Source organism: Pseudomonas sp. GW823-FHT02F05 (genome assembly GCF_058797315.1).
This window is the reverse complement of record NZ_JBXAJM010000012.1, coordinates 19517-45115: the sequence shown is the minus strand read 5'-3', so window position 1 is coordinate 45115 and position 25599 is coordinate 19517. Positions and strand designations below refer to the sequence as shown.

The window sequence follows — 25599 nt, the reverse complement described above, 5'->3', positions numbered from 1 at the left end:
ACCGGAGTCACCCATCATGCGTCTCAAATATGCTGTCGCAACCCTCGCTGTGCTTTCCCTACCTGTCGGCTCAGCCATGGCCGATAGCTTCTGGCGTAATGTCATCTCGTCGGGCGCCACCACTGGCTCGACTTACCTGACCTTCAAGGACCACAAGCTGGTGGTCGCCGCCCAGGACGACGCGGGCAGCTTCGTCGCCAGCGACGGCGGCATTCGCGGCCCGTACCTGGAAGCGGCCATGCAGAAGGTCCGCGCCGACAACCCTGGCCTCCAAGCCACCGACATGGAACTGGCTAACGCCATCCTGGCGAAGAATGCTGTAACCGAGTAACAACTGCCCTCATAAAAAATGCCGCTTTCTCAAGCGGCATTTTTTTGCCTGCTGCATGACGAATCGTTCATGGATGACAGGCTATATTCAGTCTCAGCGTGCAACCATGCCCTACTGACTCGTCTATCTTTCATTGCCTACCTGAAACGGATGCCTTCTTCGTCATGAGCCAACAGCCCTTCCTGCCGTTTTCCAAACCGACCATTGATGAAGCCACCATTTCGGCGGTCGGCGATGTTCTGCGTTCCGGCTGGATCACCAGCGGACCAAAGGTGCAGGCATTCGAAGCACAGCTGTCGGACTATTTTGGCGGCCGTCCGGTGCGCACCTTCAACTCGGGCACCTGCACCATGGAGATCGCCTTGCGCATCGCCGGGATCGGGCCTGGGGATGAAGTCATCACCACCCCAATTTCCTGGGTTGCCACGGCTAACGTGATTCTCGAAGTCGGTGCCACTCCGGTCTTTGCCGACATCGACCCGGTGACGCGCAATATCGACCTGGCCCAGGTAGAAGCGGCCATTACTCCGCGCACCAAGGCGATCATCCCGGTCTACCTGGCCGGCTTGCCTGTGGATATGCCGATGCTCTACGCGCTGGCCAACAAGTACAACCTGCGTATTGTCGAAGATGCTGCCCAGGCCCTGGGGTCCAGCTGGGATGGAGAACGCATCGGCGCAACCGGCGACTTCGTGTCCTTCAGCTTCCAGGCGAACAAGAACATCACGTCGTCCGAAGGCGGCTGCCTGGTGTTGAACAATGCCGAGGAGGCCCGTCTGGCAGAGAAGTACCGACTGCAAGGCGTCACCCGCAGCGGCTTCGATGGCCTGGATGTGGATGTGCTGGGTGGCAAGTTCAACATGACCGACATTGCCGCCGCCATAGGCCTGGGGCAATTTGCGCACATCGAGAAGATCACCGCCCATCGTCAGAACCTGGCACGGCACTACTTCAAATGCTTTGGCAGCGATTTCGAAGCCCAATACGGCGCGCAACTGCCGCCGGCCGACTTCGAAAACAGCAACTGGCACCTGTTCCAACTGGTATTGCCGGAGCGCCAGGATGGCCTGCCAGCCCGCGCCACGTTCATGGAACAGATGCAGGCCTACGGCGTGGGTATCGGCTATCACTACCCGCCGATCCACCTGCTGAGCCTGTATCGGGCACAGGGTTTCAAGGAAGGCATGTTCCCGGTGGCGGAGCGTGTTGGGCGTTTGATCGTGTCGTTGCCGATGTTCACGGCGATGACAGAGGCGGATGTGGAGCGGGCTGTAGCGGCGGTTAAAGCCGTATTGAAAAGAGACTGATCACAACCAGCAGACACACCCCAATCAACTGTGGGAGCTGGCTTGCCTGCGACGCTGGCACCTCGGTGTATCGGTGATACCCGGGTGATCCAATCGCAGGCAAGCCAGCTCCCACATTGATTTGTGTCGTTGTAACTATGGCGTTTATTCGCCGATGGCGGCTTTGTAGCCGGCGGCATCCAGCAGCTTGTCCAGTTCGGCCTTGTCGCTTGGCTTGAGCTTGAAGATCCACGCGCCGTACGGGTCAGAGTTCAGCAGCTCAGGGCTGCCACTCAGCTCTTCGTTGACAGCAATCACTTCGCCGGCAATCGGCGAGTAGATGTCCGAAGCGGCCTTGACCGACTCCACCACCCCCGCCTGGTCTTCAGCGGCAAACACCTTGCCCACTTCGGTCAGTTCAACAAACACCACATCACCCAAAGCTTCCTGTGCATGGTCGGAGATCCCGACGGTCACGGTGCCGTCAGCTTCCAGACGGGCCCATTCGTGACTTTCGGCAAAACGCAGGTCGGCAGGGATATTGCTCATAGTCTGTGTCCTCAAGATGAAATGTCAGCGGCCTTTGGCCTGCCGGAATTGGTTAGATCAGGGTTTTGCCATGACGCACGAAGGTCGGCTTGACCACTCGAACCGGATACCACTTGCCGCGGATTTCCACTTCGGCCCGGTCGGCAGTCGCCGTCGGCACACGCGCCAGCGCAATGGATTTGCTTAGCGTAGGCGAGAAACTACCACTGGTGATCTCTCCTTCGCCAACATTGGCGATACGAACCACCTGATGAGCACGCAGCACGCCACGCTCTTCTAGGACGAGCCCCACCAGTTTGAACTGCACGCCGGCCGCTTTTTCTGCTTCCAGCGCAGCGCGGCCAATGAAGTTACGCTCGACCGGTTCCCAGGCGATGCTCCAGGCCATGTTGGCCGCCAGGGGCGAGACGGCCTGGTGAATATCCTGGCCATAGAGGTTCATGCCAGCCTCAAGGCGCAAGGTGTCGCGCGCACCGAGACCGATGGGGGAAATACCCGCGCCCACCAGATCGTTGAAAAAGCCCGGTGCCTGATCGGCCGGCAACACGATTTCGAGGCCGTCTTCGCCGGTATAGCCGGTGCGGGCGATAAACCAGTCGCCGTCGGCCCGGCCTTCGAACGGCTTGAGCTGATGGATCAGGGTGCCACGGGACTGGGTCACCAGTTCGGCGATTTTCTGCCGGGCGTGGGGGCCTTGGATGGCGAGCATGGCCAACTCTGACCGCTCATGCAGCTGCACTGAGTAGGTGCCCAGTTGCGCCTGCATCCAGGCCATGTCCTGATCGCGGGTGGCGGCGTTGACCACCAGGCGGTAACCGGTTTCGGTGCGGTAGACGATCATGTCGTCCACTACCCCGCCCTGCTCGTTGAGCATGGCGCTGTATAACGCACGGCCACAGCCATGCAGTCGGTCGACATCATTGGCCAGCAGGTACTGGAGCCATTCCTTGGCCTGGGGGCCGGTGACATCGATCACGGTCATATGAGATACATCGAAGACCCCGCAGTCACGTCGCACCTGGTGGTGCTCTTCAACTTGCGAGCCGTAATGCAAAGGCATATCCCAACCGCCAAAATCGACCATTTTCGCGCCGAGGGCGAGATGCAGGTCATACAGAGGCGTACGCTGTCCCATGGGTTTCTCCTTCCGGGCTTGGCGAAGGCGCGCAGAGCTGCCACTTGCGCCGAACACCTTGTACTACAAGGCCCGCAGCCACATACAGCAGGTCGATCCGAAAGACGGAGCGCACCGAATGCCGCGCATTGTAGCCTCAAGCCGTAGGACTGGCACCTAACCGATTTGCCGAGCCGAGCGACGAATCAGCCCGATGACCGGCAACAAGCCAACCAGCACAAGGGTCAGCGCCGGCAAAGACGCCCGCGCCCATTCGCCTTCACTGGTCATTTCAAAGATGCGGACCGCCAGGGTGTCCCAACCAAACGGGCGCATCAGCAAGGTGGCGGGCATTTCCTTGAGCACATCCACAAACACCAGCAGCGCTGCGCTCAACGTGCCCGGCAGCAATAACGGCAGATACACTTTGCAAAACAGTCGTGGGCCGCTCACGCCAAGGCTGCGTGCCGCTTCGGGCAGTGACGGACGGATTCGCGCCAGGCTGTTTTCCAGCGGCCCGTAGGCCACCGCCAGGAACCGCACCAGGTACGCCAGCACCAGTGCCGACAGGCTGCCCAGCAGCAAAGGCTTGCCCGCCCCGCCCAGCCATCCGGAGAGCGGCACCACCAACTCGCGGTCCAGGTAACTGAACGCCAGCATGATCGACACCGCCAGCACCGAGCCTGGCAAGGCATAGCCGACATTGGCCAGGCTGATACCGGAGCGAATCGCGCGAGTGGGCGCCAGACGGTTGGCAAAGGCCAGTATCAGCGCCACGCTGACCGTGATCAGCGCTGCGATACCGCCCAGGTAAAGGGTATGCACGATCAGCCCGGTGTAACGTTCATCTAGGTCGAAGCGGCCACGCTGCCAGAACCACGCCACCAGTTGCAGCATCGGAATCACGAACGCACAGGCGAAGACCAAGCTGCACCACGCGCTGGCCGCCACGGCTTTGAACCCGCGCAGGTGGTACAACGCCTTGCCCCGTGGGCGCTCATTGCTCGGTCGGCTGGCCCCGCGCGCACGTCGCTCGCCATACAGCACCAGCATCACTACCAGCAGCAGCAGGCTGGCCAGTTGCGCGGCACTGGACAGGCTGAAAAAGCCGTACCAGGTTTTATAGATTGCGGTGGTAAAGGTGTCGAAATTGAACACCGAGACCGCACCAAAATCCGCGAGCGTCTCCATCAGCGCCAAGGCCACACCGGCACCAATCGCTGGCCGCGCCATTGGCAATGCCACGCGCCAGAACGCTTGCCATGGCGATTGCCCCAGCACCCGCGCCGCTTCCATCAAGCCTTTGCCCTGGGCCAGGAACGCGCTGCGCGCCAGCAGGTAGACATAGGGATAGAACACCAGCACCAACACAATGACCACGCCGCTGGTAGAGCGTACCCGCGGCAAGCGCAACCCGGTGCCGAACCACTCGCGCAGCAGGGTTTGCACCGGACCGGCGAAATCCAGCAGGCCCACGAACACAAAGGCCAGCACATAGGCAGGGATTGCAAAGGGCAACATCAGTGCCCAATCGAGCCAGCGCCGCCCGGGGAACTCGCACAGGCTGGTCAGCCAGGCCAGGCTGACGCCCAGCAGCGTCACGCCCAGGCCGACACCGAGCACCAGGGTCAAGGTGTTGCCCAGCAAGCGGGGCATCTGAGTGTCCCAGAGGTGCGACCAGATCTGTGGGTCAATGCTTTGCCAGGACAGCAGCAGCACGCTCAGCGGCAACAGCACCAGGGCGGCGACGCTGAAAACCGGTAGGTACCAGCGACGTTGGGCGGGGTGGGCCAAGGAAAAGCTCTCAGAAAAATAAAGATGTTGTAGCGGCCACTAACCAATGTGGGAGCTGGCTTGCCTGCGATACAAGCACCTCGGTGTATCAGTGATACCGAAGTGATGCAATCGCGGGCAAGCCAGCTCCCACAGTTAAGCGGCGCAGCTTCAGTTCCAGCCAGCGCGATCCATCAGGCGAATCGCTTCGGCCTGGCGCTTGCCTGCCACTTCCACTGGCAAGGTATCGGCCACGAACTTGCCCCAGGTCGCCACTTCCGCCGATGGAGGTACCGCTGGGTTGGCCGGGAACTCCTGGTTGACGTCGGCGAAGATCTTCTGTGCCTCAGGCGTGGTCATCCACTCCACCAGCGCCTTGGCCGCTTCCGGGTGCGGTGCGTGCTGGGTCAGGCCGATGCCGGAGAGATTCACATGCACGCCGCGGTCGCCCTGGTTCGGCCAGAACAATTTCACCGCCAGCTCTGGCTTCTGCTTGTGCAGGCGACCGTAGTAATAGGTATTGACGATACCCACGTCGCACTGCCCGGCGTTGATCGCCTCCAGCACGGCGATGTCATCGGAGAACACGTCGGTGGAGAGGTTATTCACCCAACCCTTGATGATTTCTTCGGTCTTGGCCGCGCCATGGGTCTCGATCAACGTGGCGGTCAGCGACTGGTTATAGACTTTTTTCGCCGTGCGCAGGCACAGGCGGCCTTCCCACTGCTTGTCGGCCAGGGCTTCGTAGGTGGTCAGGTCGCCCGGCTTTACCCGGTCGGTGGAATAGGCGATCGTTCGCGCACGCAGGCTCAAACCGGTCCAGGCGTGGGCCGATGAGCGATATTGCAGAGGAATATTTTTGTCGATGACAGGAGAGGTGAACGGTTGCAGGATGCCCATCTGCTCGGCCTGCCAGAGGTTGCCGGCGTCAACGGTGAGCAGCAGGTCGGCGGTGGCGTTCTCGCCCTCGGCCTTGATGCGCTGCATCAACGGGGCTTCCTTGTCGGTGATGAACTTGACCTGTACGCCGGTCTTTTTGGTGTAGGCGTCGAACACGGGCTTGATCAGTTCGTCGATACGCGAGGAGTAGACCACGACTTCGTCGGCCGCCTGCACGGTGGTGCTGCCGATCAGGGTGAGTGCCAGGGCAGTCAGGAGGCGCTTGGGTGCCAACATGGGTGCGGTCTCTCATTTGCAAATGGAGGGCAAATGATAAGGACTCACATTTGGTAACGCTTGGTGGAGGCGTTACCAGATGTTGCACAGCCAGAATATGCGCCGGAGCTGACGGCCTCATCGCGGGCAAGCCCGGCTCCCACAGAGGGTTGTATTGTCAGTTCAGGGTTTGGCGAGTTCGGGAAGATCGCCAGTCAATCCCAGCGCCTGGCGCACAAACACTGCCTTGGCTTCGGGCATCTGGTCGACGATTTTCAAACCCGCGTTGCGCAACCAGCGCAGCGGCAGTTGATCGGCCTGGAACAAGCGCTCAAAGCCTTCCATCGCCGCCATCAGCGCCAGGTTATGGGGCATGCGGCGCCGCTCGTAACGGCTCAGCACTTTCACATCGGCCAGGCGCTCGCCGCGCTCGGTCGCCGCCAACAGCACTTCGGCCAGCACGGCTGCATCGAGGAACCCCAGGTTGACGCCCTGCCCCGCCAACGGGTGAATGACGTGGGCGGCGTCGCCGATCAACGCCAGGCCTTCGGCCACATAACGTTTGGCATGGCGCTGGCGCAACGGTACGCACACACGCGGGTCGGCACTGACCACAGTGCCCAAGCGCCCCTCGAAGGCACGCTCCAGTTCCCGACAGAAGCGTTCATCATCCAGCGCCATCAAGCGCTCGGACTCCGCGGGCGTGGTCGACCAGACAATCGAGCACCAGTCTTCCTGCCCATCGCGCACCAGCGGCAGGAACGCCAACGGGCCGGTGTCGGTGAAACGTTGCCACGCGGTGCGCTGGTGCGGCTGACTGCTGCGCACGCTGGTGACGATGGCGTTGTGCAGGTAATCCCATTCGCGGGTAGGTGTACCGGTCAGGCGGCGTACGGCGGAGTTGGCACCGTCGGCGGCCACCACCAGCGGCGCGCGCAGCTTGCGGCCGTCGGCCAGGGTCAACAACCAGTCATCGCCGGATCGGCGCATCTGTTCCAGGCGCGCATTGGCCAGCAGGCCGAGGTCGCAGTCATGCAGGCGATCGAGCAAGGCATCCTGCACCACGCGGTTCTCGACGATATGCCCAAGCACCTCCGCATGCACACTGGCCGCCGAGAAGTGGATCTGCCCAGTGCCGCTGCCGTCCCATACCTGCATTTCGCCATAGGGGCTGGCACGCCGCTCTACGATACCGTCCCACACGCCCAGGCGCTCAAGAATGCGCTGGCTGGCCGCCGACAGCGCGCTCACCCGCGGTTCAAACCCCGCAGCCGGTTCAAACGGCTTGACGCTCAACGGGCTGCCGTCGAGCAGCAGCACCTGCAGGCCACTGCCCTGCAACGCCAGCGCCAGGGCGCTTCCGACCATTCCCGCCCCGACAATCAGCACATCTGCGCGCATTTCCATATTCAAGCCTGTCTCGCTGGCGGCTTGCGCCGCACATAAAGGATTTTGTCGACCCGCGCCACCAGGGTGCCGGAGCCGTCATGAATCTCGACCTTGAGGTGGGGCAGATATTTCTCGCCACCTGCGGTCTGGAGCCGGATTTCATCGAGCAAAGCGTCGTCGATGGCGAACTCGGCATACACCGGGCCTTTGCCCGGCGAGATGAAGTCGATACTCGCGGCCTTGTCCCACACGATGTAGTCGCGGCCCAGGTTTTCCATCAACAGCAACATGTAGAACGGATCGACCATCGAATACAGGCTGCCGCCAAATTGCGTACCGACGTAATTGCGGTTGTACCAACCCAGGCCCATGCGCACCTTGGCATGCCGGAAGTCGGCACTCAGTGCCTGCACCCGCACCCCGGCGCCGAGGTACGGCGGGTACAGGGTGAGGAACCAGCGCAACAGCCGCGCCTTGCCCACGCGTTGGGTTAGCCACTTACGCATCGGAACGCGTACCCAGGCCCATGGCCTGGCGGGCGAACCAGCGTTTGGCCGGTGGCAACAGGTCGAGGCCGAGCAAGCCCATATTGCGGCCCAGCGCCACTAACGGTTGGGCACTGCCAAACAGGCGCGTGACCTGGTCGGAGAAGCCTACGGTGAGTTGCTGGTCCAGGCGCTGGCGCTCGCGATAGCTTTGCAAAGTCGCCAGGTCACCCGGCACAGCAGGCCCGGCTAACAGGGCTTCGGCCAAGGCATTGGCATCGCGCAGGGACAGGTTGAACCCCTGCCCGGCAATCGGGTGCAGGCTGTGGGCGGCATTACCGAGAACCGCCAGGTGCGAGCGCACTTGCTCTTCGGCTTCCACCAGGGTCAACGGGTACAGGTGGCGGGCACCCACTTGCTTGAGGGTGCCCAGGCGATACCCGAACACACCCTGCAGTTCGCTCAGGAAGCTACGCTCGTCGAGGCTGGCCAAGCGCTGGGCGTCCATGCCGATGCGGGTCCAGACCAGCGCGCAACGGTTGTCCGGCAGCGGCAGCAAGGCCATGGGGCCTTCATCGGTAAAGCGCTCGAACGCCTCGCCATTGTGCGCTTCGCTCGGGGTGATGTTGGCGATCAGCGCGCTCTGGTTGTAGGGCCGGGTTTTCACGCCAATGCCCAGTTGCTCTCGCAGGCCGGAACGGCCGCCATCGGCCAGTACCGCAAGGTCGCATTCCAGCACGGTTTCATCGTTGAGGGTCAGGCGATAGCCATCGGGCAGCGGCTCCATGCGCGTGACTTCCGCCGGGCAACGCCAGCTCACCACGTCCTTGTCCAAGCCTTGCCACAGGCATTGGCCGAGCCAGGCGTTTTCCACCACATAACCCAGGGCTGGCACGCCCTCCTCCATCGCGGACAAACGCGCGGTGGAGAAGCGCCCACGGTCCGATACATGGATCTGCTTGATCGGCTCCGCACGTCGGGAAATGGCATGCCACAGGCCCAGCCGCTGGTAAATCTGGCGCGCGCCAAACGACAGCGCGGAAGAGCGCGCATCGTAGCTCGGTTGGTAACTGTCGCCCGGTGCAAAGGGCTCGATCAGCACGATCTTCCAACCCCGCGCCTTGGCCCCCGCTTGCAACGCCAGGGCCAGGCTGGCGCCCACCAGGCCACCGCCGATAATCGCCAGGTTGACCCGGCTCATCGGGCAGCCGCCATCAACGCCTCGATCTCGGCAACGGTCTTGGGCACGCCGCCAGTCAGGATTTCACAGCCTTGCTTGGTCACTACCACGTCGTCCTCGATGCGCACGCCAATGCCACGCCATTTTTTTGCCACGTTCTGGTTGTCCGGGGAAATATAGATGCCCGGCTCCACGGTCAAGGCCATGCCCACTTCCAGCACGCGCCATTCACCGCCCACTTTGTACTCGCCCACATCATGCACATCCATGCCCAGCCAGTGGCCGGCACGGTGCATGTAGAAGGCGCGGTAGGCTTCGCTGGCGATCAACTCGTCAACGTCACCTTGCAACAACCCCAGCTTCACCAGGCCGGCGGTGATGACCTGCACGGTCGCCTCATGGGCCTGGTTCCAATGTTTGTTCGGCGCGATCTGCTTGAAGGCGGCTTCCTGGGAGGCCAGCACAATCTCGTAGATCGCCTTCTGCTCCGGCGAAAACTTGCCGTTGACCGGCCAGGTACGGGTGATGTCGCTGGCGTAGCAATCGATCTCACACCCGGCGTCGATCAGCACCAGGTCGCCGTCCTTGAGCACCGCGTCATTCTGCTGGTAATGCAGGATGCAGCTGTTGCGCCCGGCGGCGACGATGGAGCCATAGGCCGGCATCTTCGCGCCGCCTTTGCGAAACTCGTAATCCAGCTCGGCTTCCAGGCTGAACTCATGCAGGCCGGCACGGCTGGCCTGCATCGCCCGCACATGGGCCGCACAGGAAATTCGCGCTGCCTCGCGCATCACCTTCACTTCTGCCGCCGATTTATACAGGCGCATATCGTGGAGCAAATGATCCAGGGCAACGAATTCGTTCGGCGGCTGGGCGCCCAGGTGTGCTTTTGAACGGATCACGTTGATCCACTCCATCACGTGCCGGTCGAACTCGGCATTGCTGCCCATGGCCGAGTACACACGGTCGCGACCTTCGATCAGGCCGGGCAGGATGTCGTCGATATCGGTAATGGGGAAGGCGTCATCCGCGCCAAAGTCGCGAATCGCGCCCTCGGTGCCCGCACGCAGGCCGTCCCACAATTCGCGCTCGGCATTGCGCTCGCGGCAGAACAGCACGTACTCGCCGTGTTGGCGACCGGGCATCAGCACGATCACCGCTTCGGGCTCGGGGAAACCGCTCAGATACTGGAAATCGCTGTCCTGGCGGTAAACATGCTCGACATCGCGGTTGCGGATGGCCACGGCGGCGGCCGGCAGGATCGCGATGCTGTTGGGTTCCATCTGCGCCATGAGCGCCTTGCGGCGACGGGTGTATTCCGCTTTGGGGATATGAATCATGGGCAGATGGGCTTCCTTTCTTTAGTGCAACGACGGCTTGGCAGCGACCGGCTCAGCGGACTTCTTGGTCTCGGTGAACAGCAGCAACGGCGCGACGCGCAGGTATTCCATGACTTCCATGTAGTCGCCTTCGCCATCTTCGGACTCTTCCAGGGCATCTTGCACCTGTGAGATCGCCGCCAGGTCCTGCAGCACTTCCTTGGCGTCGGTGCTCAGCTCCAGGCCGCCGGCATTCACGCCGAAACCGTGGAGGAAACCCTGGCACCATTGGCCCAGGGCAGCAGCGCGCTCGGTAAGCGGCGCGTCATCGGTCGGCAGCAGCAGGACCACGGTGACGTCGTCACCGGTCAACTCGCCCTTGACCATCTCTTGCAGGCCGATCAACGCATTGCGCACGTTCTCGGTGGGTTCGGTTTCCAGCAACTCGGCCACATCGGCCAGCCAGTTGTCGGCATCAAAGCCCACACCGGTGCAACTGCGGCCCAACAGCACGCCGTGCAGTTCGGCAGGCGAGCAAGGGTGGCCGCTGGTGCTCAGCAGTTTGGAAAAAGCATCGTACGGGGAATTCTGAATGGGCATGGTGAGCTAGGCGCCAGACGGCGCAATGTCTAGAATGGAGCGCTGTATCCTAGCACCGGCAGACGTACCAAGACTATCGAGGGCGTCAGATCGTTTATCCTGCAGTTGCCATTCATCAGACAAATCCAGTGGAACCCAATGGAAGACACCGACCTGCAAGCGCTGATGGCCAGACTCGAACTGCTAATTGATCGGGTCGAGCAACTTAAGAGTCAAAACGGACTCCTATTAGCTCAGGAAAAGACCTGGCGCGAGGAACGCGCTCACCTCATTGAAAAAAACGAAATCGCCCGGCGTAAGGTCGAATCGATGATTTCGCGCCTGAAGGCCCTGGAGCAAGACTCATGAGTTCAAGCAATAGCGTTACCGTGCAGATCCTCGACAAAGAATATTCGATCATCTGCCCCCAGGAAGAACGCAGCAACCTGGTGAGCGCTGCCCGCTACCTGGACGGCAAGATGCGCGAAATCCGCAGCAGCGGCAAAGTGATCGGCGCCGACCGCATCGCTGTGATGGCCGCGCTGAATATCACCCACGACCTGCTGCATAAGCAGGAGCGCCCTGACGTACAGGCCAGTGGTTCGACGCGCGAGCAGGTGCGTGACCTGCTCGATCGCGTGGATCTGGCGCTTTCCACCGATTCAGACACACCCAAGGGCTGATTGCCGAGCGGGTTTAAGGTATACTCGCCCCACTCCCTGGCGTGTTTGCCAGTCGGCGATGTCCCTGAGCCGATTCGCACTACCCTGGAAGTTGCACGTTGGGCTGGTGTGCATGTCCGCTAGACGGAAAGCCTTAAAGCCTACTGCTTCTTCCACCTTGAACTTTCGGGTTCAAGGGCTAAGTCGACAGCGGCTCTGTCGGGGAGCCTGAATTCCCAAACTCAATGCCAGTCCCCGGACTGGCATTGTTTTATGAGCCGAAAATCATGACCGAACCTGCGCCGCTATCTCGTCCGCAACTTCGACGCATGTTGCGCAAGGCCCGCCGCGCCCTCACGCCAAGCGAGCAGCGCCAGGCCGCTCAGGGTCTGTACCGGCAACTGGCACAGCACCCGCTGTTTCGCCGGGCCAAACATATCTCTTTATATTTGCCCACGGACGGTGAAATCGATCCGCGCCTGCTGCTGCGTGCGGCCCAGCGCCGCGGCAAAGCCACTTACCTGCCGGTGCTCAGCGCCTGGCCGCGCACCAAGATGGTGTTCCAGCGTGTACGACCTGGGGATAAGTTGCTGCCAAACCGCTTTCGCATCCTTGAACCACGGGTCAATGCCCATCGTCAGCGCCATGTCTGGGCGCTGGACCTGGTGTTATTGCCGCTGGTGGGGTTCGACGATGTGGGTGGGCGCCTGGGCATGGGCGGCGGGTTCTACGATCGCAGCCTGGCCTATCTTGCCCGCCGCCAGAGCTGGCGCAAGCCAACGCTGCTGGGGCTGGCCCATGAATGCCAGAAAGTCGAACGCCTGGCGCAGGCGAGTTGGGATGTGCCGTTGGCGGGGACGGTGACTGATACGCAGTGGTATGACGCACAAACGCCGCTGGAAACAGCGGCGCCTTGGTGAATGCTTGAGTTAACGCTTGAACGGTTGTGGCTGCTGCTGAGCCAGTTCAACCGGTGCATCGGTCTTGTTCGACCACAGGCTCTGGGCATAACCGGTGGTCACGACGCCCAGACCAAACAAAATAACCAAAATCCATAGTAAATCCGGCTTACGTTGCATCGATTGCCCCCCTTTCAGGCACCTCGTACACGATGACAACAACGTTCCAAAGTAGTCCGTTGCAGCTGCGTCAAGCTTAAAAGCGCGCATTCTGCGGTAACGTGAACCAACACGCAAACCTTGACGCCAACCGACTGTCGGTTTGTCATGCAATTGCCCGACAACTTGCCCAATGCCTTTTTCAGGAGCCCAACAATGGCCTACTGGCTGATGAAATCCGAGCCCGACGAACTCTCTATCAACGGCCTGGAAAAGCTCGGCGAAGCGCGCTGGGACGGGGTACGCAACTATCAGGCCCGCAACTTTTTGCGCGCCATGGCCGTGGGCGACGAGTTTTTCTTCTACCACTCCAGTTGCCCGGAGCCAGGGATTGCCGGCATCGGCAAAATCACTCGGGCCGCCTATCCGGACCCCACTGCGCTGGAACCAGAAAGCCACTATTTCGACGCCAAGGCCACCCCGGAGAAAAACCCGTGGAGCGCGATCGATGTCGCCCACGTGCAGACCTTCCCCAAGGTGCTAAGCCTTGGCTATCTGAAGCAGCAAACTGCACTGGCTGAAATGCCGCTGGTGCAAAAGGGCAGCCGGCTTTCGGTCATGGCAGTCACACCGGAGCAGTGGGCAGCGGTCCTGCAGTTGCTTTAATGGATACTGGCTTCTTGCGGTGCCTGTCAGGGCCTCTTCGCGGGCAAGCCCGCTCCCACACTGGAATGCGAGCCCCTGTGAAAGCGGGCTTGCCCGCGATAGTCGCGCAGCGACTTACTGGATGATCAGGTTGTTGAACAGCAGGTCTTCTACCACCGGCTTGCCGGTTTCATCGTTCATCACCTGCTGCGTTTGCTTCAACGCTTCCTGACGCAGCTTTTCCTTCCCTTCCACACTGCTCATGGTCTCGTTGGTCTGCTGGGTAAACAGCGCGACCAGTTGGTTGCGAATCAACGGGTCGTTGGCCTTGACCAGCTTCGCCGCCTCATCACCGGTCACGCGCAGAGCAATGTCGGCCTTGTAGACCTTGAGCTTGGCGGTGCCATCCAGGCCGTAATTGCCCACGAACGGCGGGCTCAGGCTGATATAGCTGACCTTCGGCGCCTCGCCTTCTTTGGCCTCTTCGGCCTGGGCTGCCATCGGCAAGGTCAGGGCCAGCATCAACAGGATCCACGCTTTCACAGTTCATTCCTCGAATTCGGTTGCCCGGTAGCATAACGCTAGCAAGGCTGAGCACAAGCTTATGGCGGCTTATCAGGCGGGGGTATGCTCGTTGACCCCCGGGCGTACCCTCCTACACTTATCGGCCACGATGCCAAAAGGAATAGTCCGATGAAAGCTGTGCTGTGCAAAGCCTTCGGCCCCGCCGAAACCCTGGTGCTGGAAGAGATCGCCAGCCCGGCGATCAAAAAGAATGAAATCCTGTTGGACGTGCATGCGGCCGGGGTGAATTTCCCGGATACGCTGATCATCGAAGGCAAATACCAGTTCAAGCCGCCCTTTCCGTTCTCACCCGGTGGCGAAGCGGCAGGCGTGGTCAGCGAGGTGGGTGAGAAAGTCAGCCACCTGAAAGTCGGTGACCGTGTGATGGCGTTGACCGGCTGGGGCAGCTTTGCCGAGCAGGTCGCGGTGCCCGGCTATAACGTGCTGCCGATCCCGCCGAGCATGGACTTCAACACCGCCGCCGCCTTCAGCATGACCTACGGCACCTCCATGCACGCGCTCAAACAACGCGCCAACCTGCAACCCGGCGAAACCTTGCTGGTGCTTGGCGCGTCCGGTGGCGTGGGCCTGGCCGCCGTGGAGATCGGCAAGGCCATGGGCGCCCGGGTGATTGCCGCCGCCAGCAGCGCCGACAAGCTCGCAGTGGCCAAGGCCGCTGGCGCCGATGAGCTGATCAACTACAGCGAAGCCAGCCTCAAGGATGAGGTCAAGCGCCTGACCGATGGCAATGGCGCTGACGTGATTTACGACCCGGTGGGGGGTGACCTGTTTGACCAGGCCATTCGTTCGATCGCCTGGAATGGTCGGCTGCTGGTGGTGGGTTTCGCCAGCGGGCGTATTCCTGAACTGCCGGTGAACCTGGCGTTGCTCAAGGGCGCAGCGGTGGTCGGGGTGTTCTGGGGTTCGTTTGCCCAGCGCCAACCGCAGGACAATGCAGCGAATTTCCAGCAGTTGTTCACCTGGTATGGCGAGGGCAAGCTCAAGCCGTTGGTGTCGCAGGTGTATCCGCTGGAACAGGCAGCACAGGCGATCAATGATCTGGGACAGCGCAAGGCAGTGGGTAAAATAGTTGTCCAAACCCGATAACACACCTGAAATGCAATCCATGTGGGAGCTGGCTTGCCTGCGACAGCGGTGAGTCAGCTGCTACAGATGAAGCTGAAAGACCGTCATCACAGGCCAGCCAGCTCCCACGGTAGTTACTTCGCGGTCTTAGGACCTAACCACGACCATCACTTATCTATAGGCGACATGTTCGTAAAAGAACATGCAATTGCTCTCGTTTCCTGTGTTTGCAGATAAGAGGCGATGCTATTTTCGGTAACGAAACTGTAACATTCGCATCCGCAGTCAAAACAAGAAATTTGGAGCTCTTGAATGTTTGCTTTCTTTCGTCCTGCCGCACACCAGGCGCCCCTGCCTGAAGAAAAAATAGACAGTACCTACCGACGGCTGCGCTGGCAGATCTTCGCGGGTATTTTCTTTGGTTACGCCGGTTACTACCTGCTGCGTAAAAACTTCTCCCTGGCCATGCCCTACCTGATCGACGAGGGTTACACCCGCGGTGAACTGGGCCTGGCGATGTCGGCGATCGCGATTGCCTACGGCTTGTCCAAATTCCTGATGGGCCTGGTGTCCGACCGCTCCAACCCACGTTACTTCCTGCCCTTCGGCCTGCTGGTTTCGGCGGGGGTGATGTTCATTTTCGGTTTCGCGCCTTGGGCAACGTCCAGCGTGACCATGATGTTCATTTTGCTGTTCATCAACGGCTGGGCCCAGGGCATGGGTTGGCCGCCAAGTGGGCGGACCATGGTGCACTGGTGGTCGCAGAAAGAACGCGGCGGCGTGGTGTCCGTGTGGAACGTGGCGCATAACGTCGGCGGTGGCTTGATCGGCCCGCTGTTCCTGCTGGGCATGGCGTGGTTCAACGACTGGCATGCGGCGTTCTATGTACCGGCCACCGTGGCCCTGGCGGTGGCGGCGTTTGCCTTCATCACCATGCGGGACACTCCGCAATCGGTGGGCCTGCCGCCTATCGAGAAGTACAAGAACGACTATCCGGAAGGCTACGATGCCAGCCACGAAGACGAATTTAGCGCCAAGGAAATCTTCGTCAAGTACGTGCTGCGCAACAAAATGCTCTGGTACATCGCCTTCGCCAACGTGTTTGTCTATCTGCTGCGCTACGGCGTACTGGACTGGGCGCCGACCTACTTGAAAGAAGCCAAGCACTTCACGGTCGATAAGTCGTCCTGGGCGTACTTCTTCTACGAGTGGGCAGGTATCCCGGGCACGCTGCTGTGCGGCTGGATGTCGGACAAGATCTTCCGTGGCAACCGCGGCCTGACCGGTATCGTGTTCATGGCCCTGGTGACAGTGGCCACTCTGGTTTACTGGCTCAACCCGCCGGGCAACCCGATGATCGACATGATTGCGCTGTTCTCCATCGGCTTCCTGATCTACGGCCCGGTGATGCTGATCGGCCTGCAGGCATTGGAACTGGCTCCGAAGAAGGCCGCCGGCACCGCAGCGGGCTTCACCGGTCTGTTCGGTTATCTGGGCGGTTCGGTAGCGGCAAGTGCGGCCATGGGCTACACGGTCGACCATTTCGGCTGGGACGGTGGTTTCGTGCTGCTGATTGGTGCGTGCGTACTGGCGATCGCGTTCCTGATCCCCACGCTGTGGCACACCAACAGTGTCAGCTCGGCGCGTTAATCGCCCGGGCAACCCTTGGCACAACGCTTGAGCCGCGCCTCCAGGTTTTTATCTGGCATGGCGTGGCTACGCAGGGCGTTCACGGTCTGCTCGACATAATCGCGAGTCGTGCCGTAACGCCCGCAAGCGCTTTGCAGTACATGATTAAGCACGATATCAGGCAAGTTGCCAGCATAGCTGGGCAAATGCCGCTCCAACACAAACCCCAACGCCTGCACGGTACTGCCATCTTGCAATCGGCAGCTGAGCCAGTGCGGCCGGTAAGAGGGGTATGGCATCTCGCGTTGCCACAGGGCATACAGCGAGGCCTCCAACTGATCTTCCGGCAAACGGTAGGCGAACCCGCTGCAGGAACCACCGCGGTCCAGCCCGAACACCAACCCCGGCAATTCCGGCGTACCCCGATGCTCATGGGACCACAGGTACAAGCCCCGGTGATAACCGTGGACCCGCGCCCGTACGCGTTCGGTGGATGAACATTCGGGGCGCCAGATCAGCGAACCATAAGCAAATAGCCACACCGGCCCACCCTTATGCCGAGCCATGGTGGCTTGCATCGAGCTCATCAACTGTTCGTGTGTGAGTTGCGGCCCAAGATCGAGGCGCGGAGGGTAAGCCAATTGCAGAAGATCGGTTTCAATGGCGGTCATGGCGAAATGCGGTGCGCCTCCTGAGTGTTACCAGTTGTGAGCGACTTTACCGTAATAAAACGCAGCGCTGTAACCGTACGGCGAAAAAGTACCACTGGGCATTAATCAACGCCGCCACTCGTCAGGATCTGGACGGTTAATCCCGCTACTGTCAGCCCCGGTTCAGCCTGGGCGGGCGCCATGCCGTCAAACTAGCGCGCACATAACGACCCACTTAGCCGTTCATTACATCGACTATCGAGGTCGCCCCATGAAAAAATTTCGATTGCCTGGGCTGTTGTTCCTGGCCCAAGCCACCACCGCGCTGGCGAGCGAAACCCCTCCCGCCAACGACGACAAAGGCTTCTGGTACGCCCAGACCAGCGTCTACACCCGGCACTTCGCCCCCGACCCCGAGCACAACAACAAGCAGGACTTGATCGGCCTGGAACGCAACGAGGCGTCGGGCCTGCTGTATGGCGGGGTGACTTTTCGCAACTCGTTCCGCCAGCGCTCGTACTACGCCTATGCGGGCAAGCGCTATGACCTGGCCGACTATCCGGTGTATGCAAAATTGACCGGCGGGCTGCTTCAGGGCTATCGCGGCGAGTACCGCGACAAGATCCCGTTGAACCGATTCGGTGTGGCGCCGGTGATCATTCCGTCGGTGGGCGCGCATTACGGGCCGGTGGCGGCGGAGTTGGTGTTGCTCGGGTTCAACGCAGCAATGGTGACAACTGGCGTGCGCTTCTGACACGACACTGTCCCCTGTGAGAGCTGACTTGCCTGCTCCTACATTATTCAGCGCAAGGCTTCAGGGCCTTGGGGCGTAGGCGAAGACGTCGGCGCGCATCCGGTGCGCATCCATGCCGGCGTTGACCAGTGCGTCCAGCGTGCCGTAGATCATCGCCGGCGAACCGCTGGCGTAGACGTGCACGCTATTGAGGTCGGCAATGTCTTCGCACACTGCCTCATGCAGCAAACCACAGCGCCCTTCCCAACCACACAGGTCGCTGACGACTTTGTGCAGGAACAGGTTGGGTAATTGCAGCCATTGATCCCAATGCTCGATTTCGTAGAAATCTTCCGGCAGACGCACGCCCCAATACAGATGCACCGGGTGCTTGAAACCTGAAGCGCGGCAATGCTCGATCAGACTGTTCATCTGCGCCATGCCGGTGCCGGCGGCCATCAGTACCAGTGGCCCGTCTGGCAGTTCAGCCAGGTGAGTGTCGCCAAACGGCAGCTCGACGCGCGCCATCTGGTTACGCTGCAACTGTTCGATGAGGCTGCGCGCGCTGGCTTCCCGTGCCAGTACATGCAACTCCAACTCACGCCCGGCATGGGGCGCCGAGGCAAGGGAAAACGCTGACTTCTCGCCGTTGTCCCGCTCGATCATCAGGTATTGCCCGGCGTGATAACGCACCGCCTTGCCAGCCGGGGCACGCAGGCGCACGCGCCACACATCGCCACCCACTTGCGCACACTCGATCAATTGGCACGACAATTTGCGCAACGGCAACTCTCCCGGCGCCAGAACGCCATCCCACAGCACCACACAATCCTCCAGGGGCTCGGCGATACAGGTGTAGAACTCACCATGATCGCGCACTTCCCCGGCTTGGCGTACCCGGCCTTCCACCAGCAATGCCGCGCAGACATGGCACACGCCATTGCGACAGGCCTGAGGGCACTCATAGCCCAGACGACGGGCGCCCTCGAGGATTCGCTCGCCAGGGGCCAGTTCCAGCACAGCACCGGAAGGTTGCAGGGTTACACGCATCAATCTATTCCCAATTCTTTCCAGATCGCATCGACCCGCGCAGTGACGGCTTCATCCTTGACGATCACCCGGCCCCACTCACGCGTGGTTTCGCCCGGCCATTTGTGCGTGGCATCCAGGCCCATCTTTGAGCCAAGGCCCGATACCGGCGACGCGAAGTCGAGGTAGTCGATAGGCGTGTTGTCGATCATCACCGTATCGCGCTTGGGGTCCATGCGCGTGGTGATGGCCCAGATCACGTCGTTCCAGTCCCGGGCATTGATGTCGTCGTCGGTGACAATAACGAACTTGGTGTACATGAACTGTCGCAAAAACGACCATACGCCGAGCATTACCCGCTTGGCATGCCCCGGATACGACTTCTTCATGGTCACGATGGCCATGCGATACGAACAGCCCTCGGGCGGCAGGTAGAAGTCGGTGATTTCCGGGAATTGCTTTTGCAGGATCGGCACGAACACTTCGTTGAGCGCCACGCCGAGGATGGCGGGCTCATCGGGCGGACGACCCGTGTAGGTGCTGTGGTAGATCGGCTTGACCCGATGGGTGATGCGCTCGACGGTGAACACCGGGAAGCTGTCGACTTCGTTGTAGTAACCGGTGTGGTCGCCGTAGGGGCCTTCATCGGCCATTTCACCTGGGTGAATCACGCCTTCAAGGATGATTTCGGCGGTGGCCGGCACTTGCAGGTCATTACCGCGGCACTTCACCAGCTCCGTGCGATTACCGCGCAACAAACCGGCGAAAGCGTACTCGGAGAGGCTGTCAGGTACGGGCGTGACCGCGCCGAGGATGGTCGCCGGGTCGGCACCCAGGGCCACGGATACCGGGAACGGCTTGCCGGGATGCTTTTCGCACCACTCACGGAAGTCGAGGGCGCCGCCACGGTGGCTCAGCCAGCGCATGATCACTTTGTTACGGCCAATGACTTGCTGACGGTAGATACCGAGGTTCTGGCGGTCCTTGTTCGGGCCTTTGGTGACGGTCAGGCCCCAGGTGATCAGCGGGCCGACGTCGCCGGGCCAGCAGGTTTGCACCGGGAGCATGGCCAGGTCGACATCGTCGCCCTCAATGACCACTTCCTGGCACACCGCGTCCTTGACCACCTTGGGGGCCATGGCAATGATCTTGCGGAAGATCGGCAGCTTGGACCAGGCGTCCTTCAAGCCCTTGGGCGGCTCGGGCTCCTTGAGAAAGGCCAGCAGCTTGCCGATCTCGCGCAGTTCGCTGACGGACTCGGCGCCCATGCCAAAGGCCACGCGCTCGGGAGTGCCGAACAGGTTGCCCAGCACCGGAATATCGAAGCCGGTCGGGTTTTCGAACAACAGCGCCGGGCCCTTGTTGCGCAAGGTGCGGTCGCAAATCTCAGTCATTTCCAGCACCGGAGAAATCGGCATCTGGATACGTTTCAACTCTCCGCGCTGCTCAAGTTGCTGCACGAAATCCCGAAGATCCTTGAATTTCATTAACCATGCCACCCGTAAAATAGGCGTACATCCTACCTGCTCTGAGGGCGGCTGGCAGCTTAATTGGCCGTCAATCCGCGTGATTGCAACGAACTGAACAACGGCTCCAGGAAGGCTTCGATGTGTCGCGCGCCGACGTCTGAAAGGTGGTTATCGTCGGTATACAGCGCTCGGCCATTGAGTTCGACCCGGCATACACCGTCGGTGCCACACAGCAAAGGTGCAGGGTCCAGCACCGCGACACCGCTGTCGGCCGCCGCCAACTCATCAAACAAGTGCGTGATAAAGGCCTGGCGCTTTACATGCTCGGCCACGGCGAGCCCTTCACCGTCCACGGGGCGGTTCATCATGGCCAGGCGGCTGAGACGGTAAGGTACGATGATTTCCTGCAGCGGCACTTCCTTGACCAGCCAGACCTTGTGCCCGGCAGCGCGCAAGCCCTGGATGCGCTCGCGCAAGCCCTGGGCAAAGCGTTGTTCGGCGACGGCACGCACATACTGGCCGGTGCCCGGGTCTTTGAGCGCATGCTCCTTGTCACCGGACATTTGCCCGTACACATACAGGCTCCAGCGGGCGGCCAACACCACATCGCTGAAAGCCTGCTCGGACATGGCCTTCTCGACGCGACGATTGAAATGCGCGCAGCGGGCAATATTCTCCAGGCCATCGAGGGGAATACAGCCGGCAAAACTGGCTTCGACCAGGCTGATATCGTGGCGATCAGCGCCCTCTTTAAGTGCGGGTATCAGCGCAGTGGCGTGACTGTCGCCCCATACCAGCGCTGAAACAGATTGGCCTTTCGGGCCGAAATGGCAGAACAAGCGTTCATCGGGCGTATCTTTGTCGGCCATGCACGCCAGCAGGTCAGGGCTCCACTTCTTGGCCTGGGCAAAACGCAACGCCTGTTCGGACAAGCGCGAAGGCACGCCGTCAGCTTCGCGTATCGCAAGGCCAGTGAAGCCCAACCCCAGAATGCCGACCATGGCTGACGCCAGAATCGCCTTACGCGAAGCCAGCAAACGTTTTTCCCGGAACGGCGTTTCCACGAAGCGCCAGGACAGATAGCCCAGCACCAGCGAAAGCAGCATCAGCCCCGCCAGCTCCAGCGCGCTCAAGCCATCCACCGCGGCATAGTTGGCGTACACGAACACCGGCCAGTGCCAGAGGTACCAGGAATAAGAGATCAGCCCGATACCCACCATGATCCGTGTGCCCAACAGGCGAGCGACCCAGGTCTGTTGCTGACCGTTGGCCCAGATCAACCCGACCACCCCCAGCACGGGCAACAACGCGGTCGCACCTGGGAACGGCGTTTTCGCGTCGTAGCCCAGCACAGCGATGAGGATCAATGCCAGGGAAGCCAGGCTGACCCCTTGAGCCAAGGCCGGCGAGGCGCGCCATTCACGCTTGGGCTGCACCGCCAGCATTGCACCGGCCAGTAGTTCCCAGGCCCGCAGGTGCAACAGGAAGAAGGCTTTCTGCGGCTCATGCTGAACCGCCCAGACGCTCATGCCAAACGACACCAACAGTACCGCGAACAATGCCAGGCGCCAGTGCTTCAACCGACTGGAAAGCAACGTCAGCAGCAATGGGAAGAAAATATAGAACTGCTCTTCTACTGCAAGCGACCAGGTATGCAGCAAGGGCTTGATGTCGGATGAGGCATCAAAGTAGCCATGCTGACGCGAGAACAACAGGTTCGACGTAAAGGTCACCTGATAGTGCGCAGACCGCCCTAACTCCTCATAGTCCTTGGGCGCCAACAGAAACCAACCCACTGCCAGTGTCGCGGCGATCATCACAAACAGGGCCGGCAAGATACGCCGGGCTCGACGAGCCCAGAAGTCGATGAAGCTGAAGCGTCCAGCTTGACGCTCACGCCAGATAATTGACGTGATCAGGAAACCTGAGATGACGAAGAAGACGTCAACGCCAACAAAACCGCCAGTAATGCCAGGGACACCAAAGTGGAACAACACGACTGCAAGGACAGCAATGGCACGCAGGCCATCGATGTCTCTGCGGTAAGCAAGGGTGGTCATAAGAATGTGGTCAGTCTGCGACGAAAGGGATGAGCGAAGTCACGCGTCAATTTTTGTTACTTAACGGATACTTATGCCACAAAAATCGCAGAATCTCGACGCAAAAAAAATGGCGTCCCCTTAAGGACGCCATTTTTTTGGACCTGAAACGCTGTATTACTTGCGTTTCATCGACAGGAAGAACTCGTCGTTGGTCTTGGTGGTTTTCAGCTTGTCGATCAGAAACTCGATGGCCGCGACTTCGTCCATCGGGTGCAGCAGCTTGCGCAGGATCCACATACGCTGCAGTTCGTCGTCTGCGGTCAGCAACTCTTCGCGGCGGGTGCCGGAGCGGTTGATGTTGATCGCCGGGAACACACGCTTTTCAGCGATGCGGCGGTCCAAAGGCAGTTCCATGTTGCCGGTACCCTTGAACTCTTCGTAGATCACTTCGTCCATCTTCGAGCCGGTTTCAACCAGCGCGGTGGCGATAATGGTCAGCGAGCCGCCTTCTTCGATGTTCCGCGCAGCGCCGAAGAAACGCTTTGGTTTCTCCAGGGCGTGGGCATCGACACCACCGGTCAGCACCTTGCCGGAGCTCGGGATCACGGTGTTGTAGGCACGGGCCAGGCGCGTGATGGAATCGAGCAGGATCACCACGTCTTTCTTGTGCTCGACCAGGCGCTTGGCCTTTTCGATCACCATTTCGGCAACCTGCACGTGGCGGGTTGGCGGCTCATCGAACGTCGAGGCAACCACTTCGCCGCGCACGGTGCGCTGCATTTCGGTCACTTCTTCCGGACGCTCATCGATCAACAGCACGATCAGATGAACTTCAGGGTTGTTACGTGCAATGTTCGCGGCGATGTTCTGCAGCATGATGGTCTTGCCGGCTTTCGGCGGTGCGACGATCAGGCCACGCTGGCCTTTGCCGATCGGAGCGCAGAGATCGATCACACGACCGGTCAAGTCTTCGGTGGAGCCGTTACCGGCTTCCATCTTCATGCGCACGGTCGGGAACAGCGGGGTCAGGTTCTCGAAGAGAATCTTGTTTTTCGCGTTCTCTGGGCGGTCGAAGTTGATCGTGTCGACCTTGAGCAGGGCGAAGTAACGCTCGCCTTCCTTCGGAGGACGGATCTTGCCAACGATGGTGTCACCAGTGCGCAAGTTGAAGCGACGGATCTGGCTCGGCGAGACGTAGATATCGTCTGGGCCGGCGAGATAGGACGCGTCTGCAGAGCGGAGGAAGCCGAAGCCGTCCTGGAGGATCTCCAGCACGCCATCACCGGAGATTTCCTCGCCGCTTTTCGCGTGCTTCTTGAGCAGGGAGAAAATCACGTCCTGCTTGCGCGAACGGGCCATATTTTCTATGCCCATTTCTTCGGCCAATTGGAGCAGGTCGGTAATCGGCTTTTGCTTGAGTTCAGTCAGATTCATATAGGAATGACGTAATCATTTATGGAGGGGGGAAATTAAGCTTTTGGCTTAATGAGGCCGCGCCGCAGAGAAGGCGACAGGATCGCGTACTAATCGAAAAGGAATGCGTCGGCGACGGCTTGCAGGGGGCAGTGGAGAAACCACTGCGGGGCCGAATGTACCACCTGGATTTCGGAGCGTCTAGCCCTGCTTTACGAAAAAGCCCCGCTATTTGCGGGGCTTTTTTGACGACGCTTAGATGTTCGCGTCGAGGAAAGCTTGCAGCTGGGACTTCGACAGCGCGCCCACTTTAGTCGCTTCAACATTGCCGTTCTTGAACAGCATCAGCGTAGGAATACCACGTACGCCATGCTTGGCCGGAGTTTCCTGGTTGTCGTCGATGTTCAGCTTGGCAACGGTCAGCTTGCCTTCGTAGGTGGTTGCAATGTCGTCCAGGACCGGAGCGATCATTTTGCAAGGGCCGCACCATTCAGCCCAGTAGTCAACCAGCACCGGGCCGGCAGCCTTGAGTACTTCGGCCTCAAAGGTCGCGTCGGTGACGTGCTTGATAAGATCGTTGCTCATGGATGTCTCCGGATTGTAAGCAAAAAAAACGTTGCCCATCATAGCCGCCCTTCCCCTGTTCAGGAAGCCGCGTCTGATTGAGTCTTGCTATGAAGTTGAATGAGTGTGGGTATGACCCCACTCACGACGTAACGGGCGTCACGAACGCAATGCCCGTGCGCAACGCAGCATTACGTATATGTTCCTGCATGGTTTTCTGCGCCTTCGTACTGTTGCGGCGGGCCAGGGCGCGCAGGATCCTGCGATGTTCCTGCCAGGTTTCCATGGCCCGCTCCGGCCGGATGAACGGTAGTTTCTGACTCTCCAAAAACACCTCGGCACTGGCACTGAGGATACTCACCATTGCCTGGTTACCGCTGGCCAGCAGAATGCACTGGTGAAATTCGAAGTCCAGGCGTGCGGCCGCTTCGAAGTCACGCGCCTTGAGCACTCTGTGCATGGCTTCGACATTATCCTCCAGGCTGTCCAGCGCCTCGATGGTCAGTGCCATTGCTGCCAACCCCGCCGCAAACCCCTCCAATGCGTAGCGCAGCTGGAAGATATCCGGCGGCGTAGCCTGCGCCGCGAAGGGCCAGGCAAACCCGGGCGCTTCTTGCACGTCCTGCACGAACACGCCCTTGCCCGGCTGCACACTGACCACGCCCAAGGCGCTAAGCGATGACAGCGCCTCACGCAACGAAGCCCGGCTCACCCCCAATTGCAGGGCCAGGTCGCGCTGGGACGGTAACGCATCGCCCGGCCCGAAGCCTTGCTCCTTGATGAGTTTGCGGATGGCCTGCAAGGCCGCTTCCGGTACGGCTTGGGCAATGGAATTCATAAAAAGCACAGGTTCCCGATAGCTGCGTGACCCGTTGTAAAACTATTTATGGCCGGC

The 25599-nt window shown here is 60.5% G+C and carries 27 protein-coding genes and 1 other RNA gene; 10 read left to right on the top strand and 18 right to left on the bottom strand.

The features are described 5' to 3' along the window. Positions 1-16 precede the first annotated feature (16 nt). Both AC1RAC_RS15570 and AC1RAC_RS15565 read left to right on the top strand, forming a co-directional pair. A complete protein-coding gene (locus tag AC1RAC_RS15570) occupies positions 17-331 on the top strand; it encodes a DUF2388 domain-containing protein (RefSeq protein WP_003176799.1) in 315 nt (104 codons plus the stop codon). A 164-nt stretch (positions 332-495) separates the two neighbouring features. Then, positions 496-1638 (top strand): DegT/DnrJ/EryC1/StrS family aminotransferase, encoded by a 1143-nt coding sequence (locus AC1RAC_RS15565; RefSeq protein ID WP_492616747.1) that lies wholly within the window; start codon positions 496-498, stop codon positions 1636-1638. 144 nt (positions 1639-1782) lie between these two features. On the opposite strand, the gene gcvH is transcribed toward AC1RAC_RS15565, so the two are convergent. The 9 genes from gcvH to AC1RAC_RS15520 all read right to left on the bottom strand — a co-directional run bounded on the left by gcvH (position 1783) and on the right by AC1RAC_RS15520 (position 11181). Next, on the bottom strand, positions 1783-2166 hold the full coding sequence (gene gcvH, locus AC1RAC_RS15560; RefSeq protein WP_492616746.1) for a glycine cleavage system protein GcvH: 384 nt from the start codon (positions 2164-2166) through the stop codon (positions 1783-1785). A 52-nt stretch (positions 2167-2218) separates the two neighbouring features. Further along, positions 2219-3301, bottom strand: a complete 1083-nt coding sequence (gcvT, locus tag AC1RAC_RS15555; RefSeq protein WP_034129004.1) for a glycine cleavage system aminomethyltransferase GcvT — start codon at positions 3299-3301, stop codon at positions 2219-2221. Between the two features lie 156 nt (positions 3302-3457). Continuing rightward, positions 3458-5074, bottom strand: a complete 1617-nt coding sequence (locus AC1RAC_RS15550) for an ABC transporter permease (RefSeq protein WP_020301817.1) — start codon at positions 5072-5074, stop codon at positions 3458-3460. 150 nt (positions 5075-5224) lie between these two features. Beyond that, entirely contained in the window at positions 5225-6229 is a 1005-nt protein-coding gene (locus tag AC1RAC_RS15545) for an extracellular solute-binding protein (protein ID WP_057975325.1), read from the bottom strand. A 162-nt stretch (positions 6230-6391) separates the two neighbouring features. Continuing rightward, positions 6392-7609: a 2-octaprenyl-3-methyl-6-methoxy-1,4-benzoquinol hydroxylase gene (locus AC1RAC_RS15540; protein ID WP_492616762.1), complete on the bottom strand. Its 1218-nt coding sequence runs from the start codon at positions 7607-7609 to the stop codon at positions 6392-6394. Positions 7610-7617: 8 nt separating this feature from the next. Then, positions 7618-8103, bottom strand: coding sequence for a DUF4442 domain-containing protein (locus tag AC1RAC_RS15535; protein WP_259284795.1), 486 nt, complete (start codon positions 8101-8103; stop codon positions 7618-7620). Next, on the bottom strand, positions 8096-9283 hold the full coding sequence (gene ubiH, locus AC1RAC_RS15530) for a 2-octaprenyl-6-methoxyphenyl hydroxylase (RefSeq protein WP_054895992.1): 1188 nt from the start codon (positions 9281-9283) through the stop codon (positions 8096-8098). Before ubiH ends, AC1RAC_RS15535 begins: the two co-directional genes overlap by 8 nt. Further along, positions 9280-10602, bottom strand: coding sequence for a Xaa-Pro aminopeptidase (gene pepP, locus AC1RAC_RS15525; RefSeq protein ID WP_034129009.1), 1323 nt, complete (start codon positions 10600-10602; stop codon positions 9280-9282). Before pepP ends, ubiH begins: the two co-directional genes overlap by 4 nt. 21 nt (positions 10603-10623) lie before the next feature. Continuing rightward, positions 10624-11181 carry a YecA/YgfB family protein gene (locus AC1RAC_RS15520; RefSeq protein ID WP_054917081.1) on the bottom strand — a complete coding sequence of 186 codons (558 nt, stop codon included), beginning with the start codon at positions 11179-11181 and terminating at the stop codon, positions 10624-10626. Between the two features lie 138 nt (positions 11182-11319). Between AC1RAC_RS15520 and AC1RAC_RS15515 the strand changes: the two genes are divergently transcribed. From AC1RAC_RS15515 to AC1RAC_RS15500, 4 genes are all read left to right on the top strand, one after another. Continuing rightward, the gene (locus tag AC1RAC_RS15515; RefSeq protein ID WP_003177365.1) at positions 11320-11529 is read left to right on the top strand and encodes a TIGR02449 family protein; all 210 of its coding nucleotides are present in this window, start codon (positions 11320-11322) and stop codon (positions 11527-11529) included. Beyond that, a complete protein-coding gene (locus tag AC1RAC_RS15510) occupies positions 11526-11843 on the top strand; it encodes a cell division protein ZapA (protein WP_054895993.1) in 318 nt (105 codons plus the stop codon). The genes AC1RAC_RS15515 and AC1RAC_RS15510 overlap by 4 nt, the downstream gene beginning before the upstream one ends. 30 nt (positions 11844-11873) lie before the next feature. Continuing rightward, positions 11874-12052: non-coding RNA, 6S RNA (gene ssrS / locus AC1RAC_RS15505), on the top strand. A 57-nt stretch (positions 12053-12109) separates the two neighbouring features. Then, the gene (locus AC1RAC_RS15500) at positions 12110-12742 is read left to right on the top strand and encodes a 5-formyltetrahydrofolate cyclo-ligase (protein ID WP_492616745.1); all 633 of its coding nucleotides are present in this window, start codon (positions 12110-12112) and stop codon (positions 12740-12742) included. Between the two features lie 9 nt (positions 12743-12751). Here the strand turns inward: AC1RAC_RS15500 and AC1RAC_RS15495 are convergent, their stop codons facing one another. Next, the gene (locus AC1RAC_RS15495) at positions 12752-12901 is read right to left on the bottom strand and encodes a hypothetical protein (RefSeq protein WP_010207387.1); all 150 of its coding nucleotides are present in this window, start codon (positions 12899-12901) and stop codon (positions 12752-12754) included. Between the two features lie 195 nt (positions 12902-13096). On the opposite strand from AC1RAC_RS15495, the gene AC1RAC_RS15490 reads away from it, so the two are divergent. Next, positions 13097-13546 (top strand): EVE domain-containing protein, encoded by a 450-nt coding sequence (locus AC1RAC_RS15490; RefSeq protein ID WP_492616744.1) that lies wholly within the window; start codon positions 13097-13099, stop codon positions 13544-13546. A 114-nt stretch (positions 13547-13660) separates the two neighbouring features. On the opposite strand, the gene AC1RAC_RS15485 is transcribed toward AC1RAC_RS15490, so the two are convergent. Next, entirely contained in the window at positions 13661-14068 is a 408-nt protein-coding gene (locus AC1RAC_RS15485; RefSeq protein WP_014720413.1) for a flagellar basal body-associated protein FliL, read from the bottom strand. Positions 14069-14218: 150 nt separating this feature from the next. On the opposite strand from AC1RAC_RS15485, the gene AC1RAC_RS15480 reads away from it, so the two are divergent. Both AC1RAC_RS15480 and glpT read left to right on the top strand, forming a co-directional pair. Further along, positions 14219-15196: an NADPH:quinone oxidoreductase family protein gene (locus AC1RAC_RS15480; protein WP_019817790.1), complete on the top strand. Its 978-nt coding sequence runs from the start codon at positions 14219-14221 to the stop codon at positions 15194-15196. 291 nt (positions 15197-15487) lie between these two features. Next, positions 15488-16825: a glycerol-3-phosphate transporter gene (gene glpT, locus AC1RAC_RS15475; protein WP_032878817.1), complete on the top strand. Its 1338-nt coding sequence runs from the start codon at positions 15488-15490 to the stop codon at positions 16823-16825. On the opposite strand, the gene AC1RAC_RS15470 is transcribed toward glpT, so the two are convergent. Continuing rightward, positions 16822-17475 (bottom strand): gamma-glutamylcyclotransferase, encoded by a 654-nt coding sequence (locus AC1RAC_RS15470; protein ID WP_054895996.1) that lies wholly within the window; start codon positions 17473-17475, stop codon positions 16822-16824. The two genes, glpT and AC1RAC_RS15470, sit on opposite strands and share 4 nt — an antisense overlap. A 250-nt stretch (positions 17476-17725) precedes the next feature. Between AC1RAC_RS15470 and AC1RAC_RS15465 the strand changes: the two genes are divergently transcribed. After that, positions 17726-18208, top strand: a complete 483-nt coding sequence (locus tag AC1RAC_RS15465) for a sn-glycerol-3-phosphate transporter (protein WP_181124103.1) — start codon at positions 17726-17728, stop codon at positions 18206-18208. A 60-nt stretch (positions 18209-18268) separates the two neighbouring features. Here the strand turns inward: AC1RAC_RS15465 and AC1RAC_RS15460 are convergent, their stop codons facing one another. From AC1RAC_RS15460 to AC1RAC_RS15435, 6 genes are all read right to left on the bottom strand, one after another. Next, positions 18269-19237, bottom strand: coding sequence for a CDP-6-deoxy-delta-3,4-glucoseen reductase (locus AC1RAC_RS15460; protein WP_057975318.1), 969 nt, complete (start codon positions 19235-19237; stop codon positions 18269-18271). Beyond that, positions 19237-20703: a 4-hydroxy-3-polyprenylbenzoate decarboxylase gene (gene ubiD / locus AC1RAC_RS15455; RefSeq protein ID WP_003195329.1), complete on the bottom strand. Its 1467-nt coding sequence runs from the start codon at positions 20701-20703 to the stop codon at positions 19237-19239. The genes AC1RAC_RS15460 and ubiD overlap by 1 nt, the downstream gene beginning before the upstream one ends. A 59-nt stretch (positions 20704-20762) precedes the next feature. Continuing rightward, entirely contained in the window at positions 20763-22745 is a 1983-nt protein-coding gene (locus tag AC1RAC_RS15450; protein WP_054895998.1) for an acyltransferase family protein, read from the bottom strand. 156 nt (positions 22746-22901) lie between these two features. After that, positions 22902-24161: a transcription termination factor Rho gene (gene rho / locus AC1RAC_RS15445; RefSeq protein ID WP_003176825.1), complete on the bottom strand. Its 1260-nt coding sequence runs from the start codon at positions 24159-24161 to the stop codon at positions 22902-22904. A 234-nt stretch (positions 24162-24395) separates the two neighbouring features. Continuing rightward, positions 24396-24725: a thioredoxin TrxA gene (gene trxA / locus AC1RAC_RS15440; protein ID WP_034129019.1), complete on the bottom strand. Its 330-nt coding sequence runs from the start codon at positions 24723-24725 to the stop codon at positions 24396-24398. A gap of 121 nt (positions 24726-24846) precedes the next feature. Next, positions 24847-25542 (bottom strand): FadR/GntR family transcriptional regulator, encoded by a 696-nt coding sequence (locus tag AC1RAC_RS15435; RefSeq protein ID WP_492616743.1) that lies wholly within the window; start codon positions 25540-25542, stop codon positions 24847-24849. Positions 25543-25599: the final 57 nt, after the last annotated feature.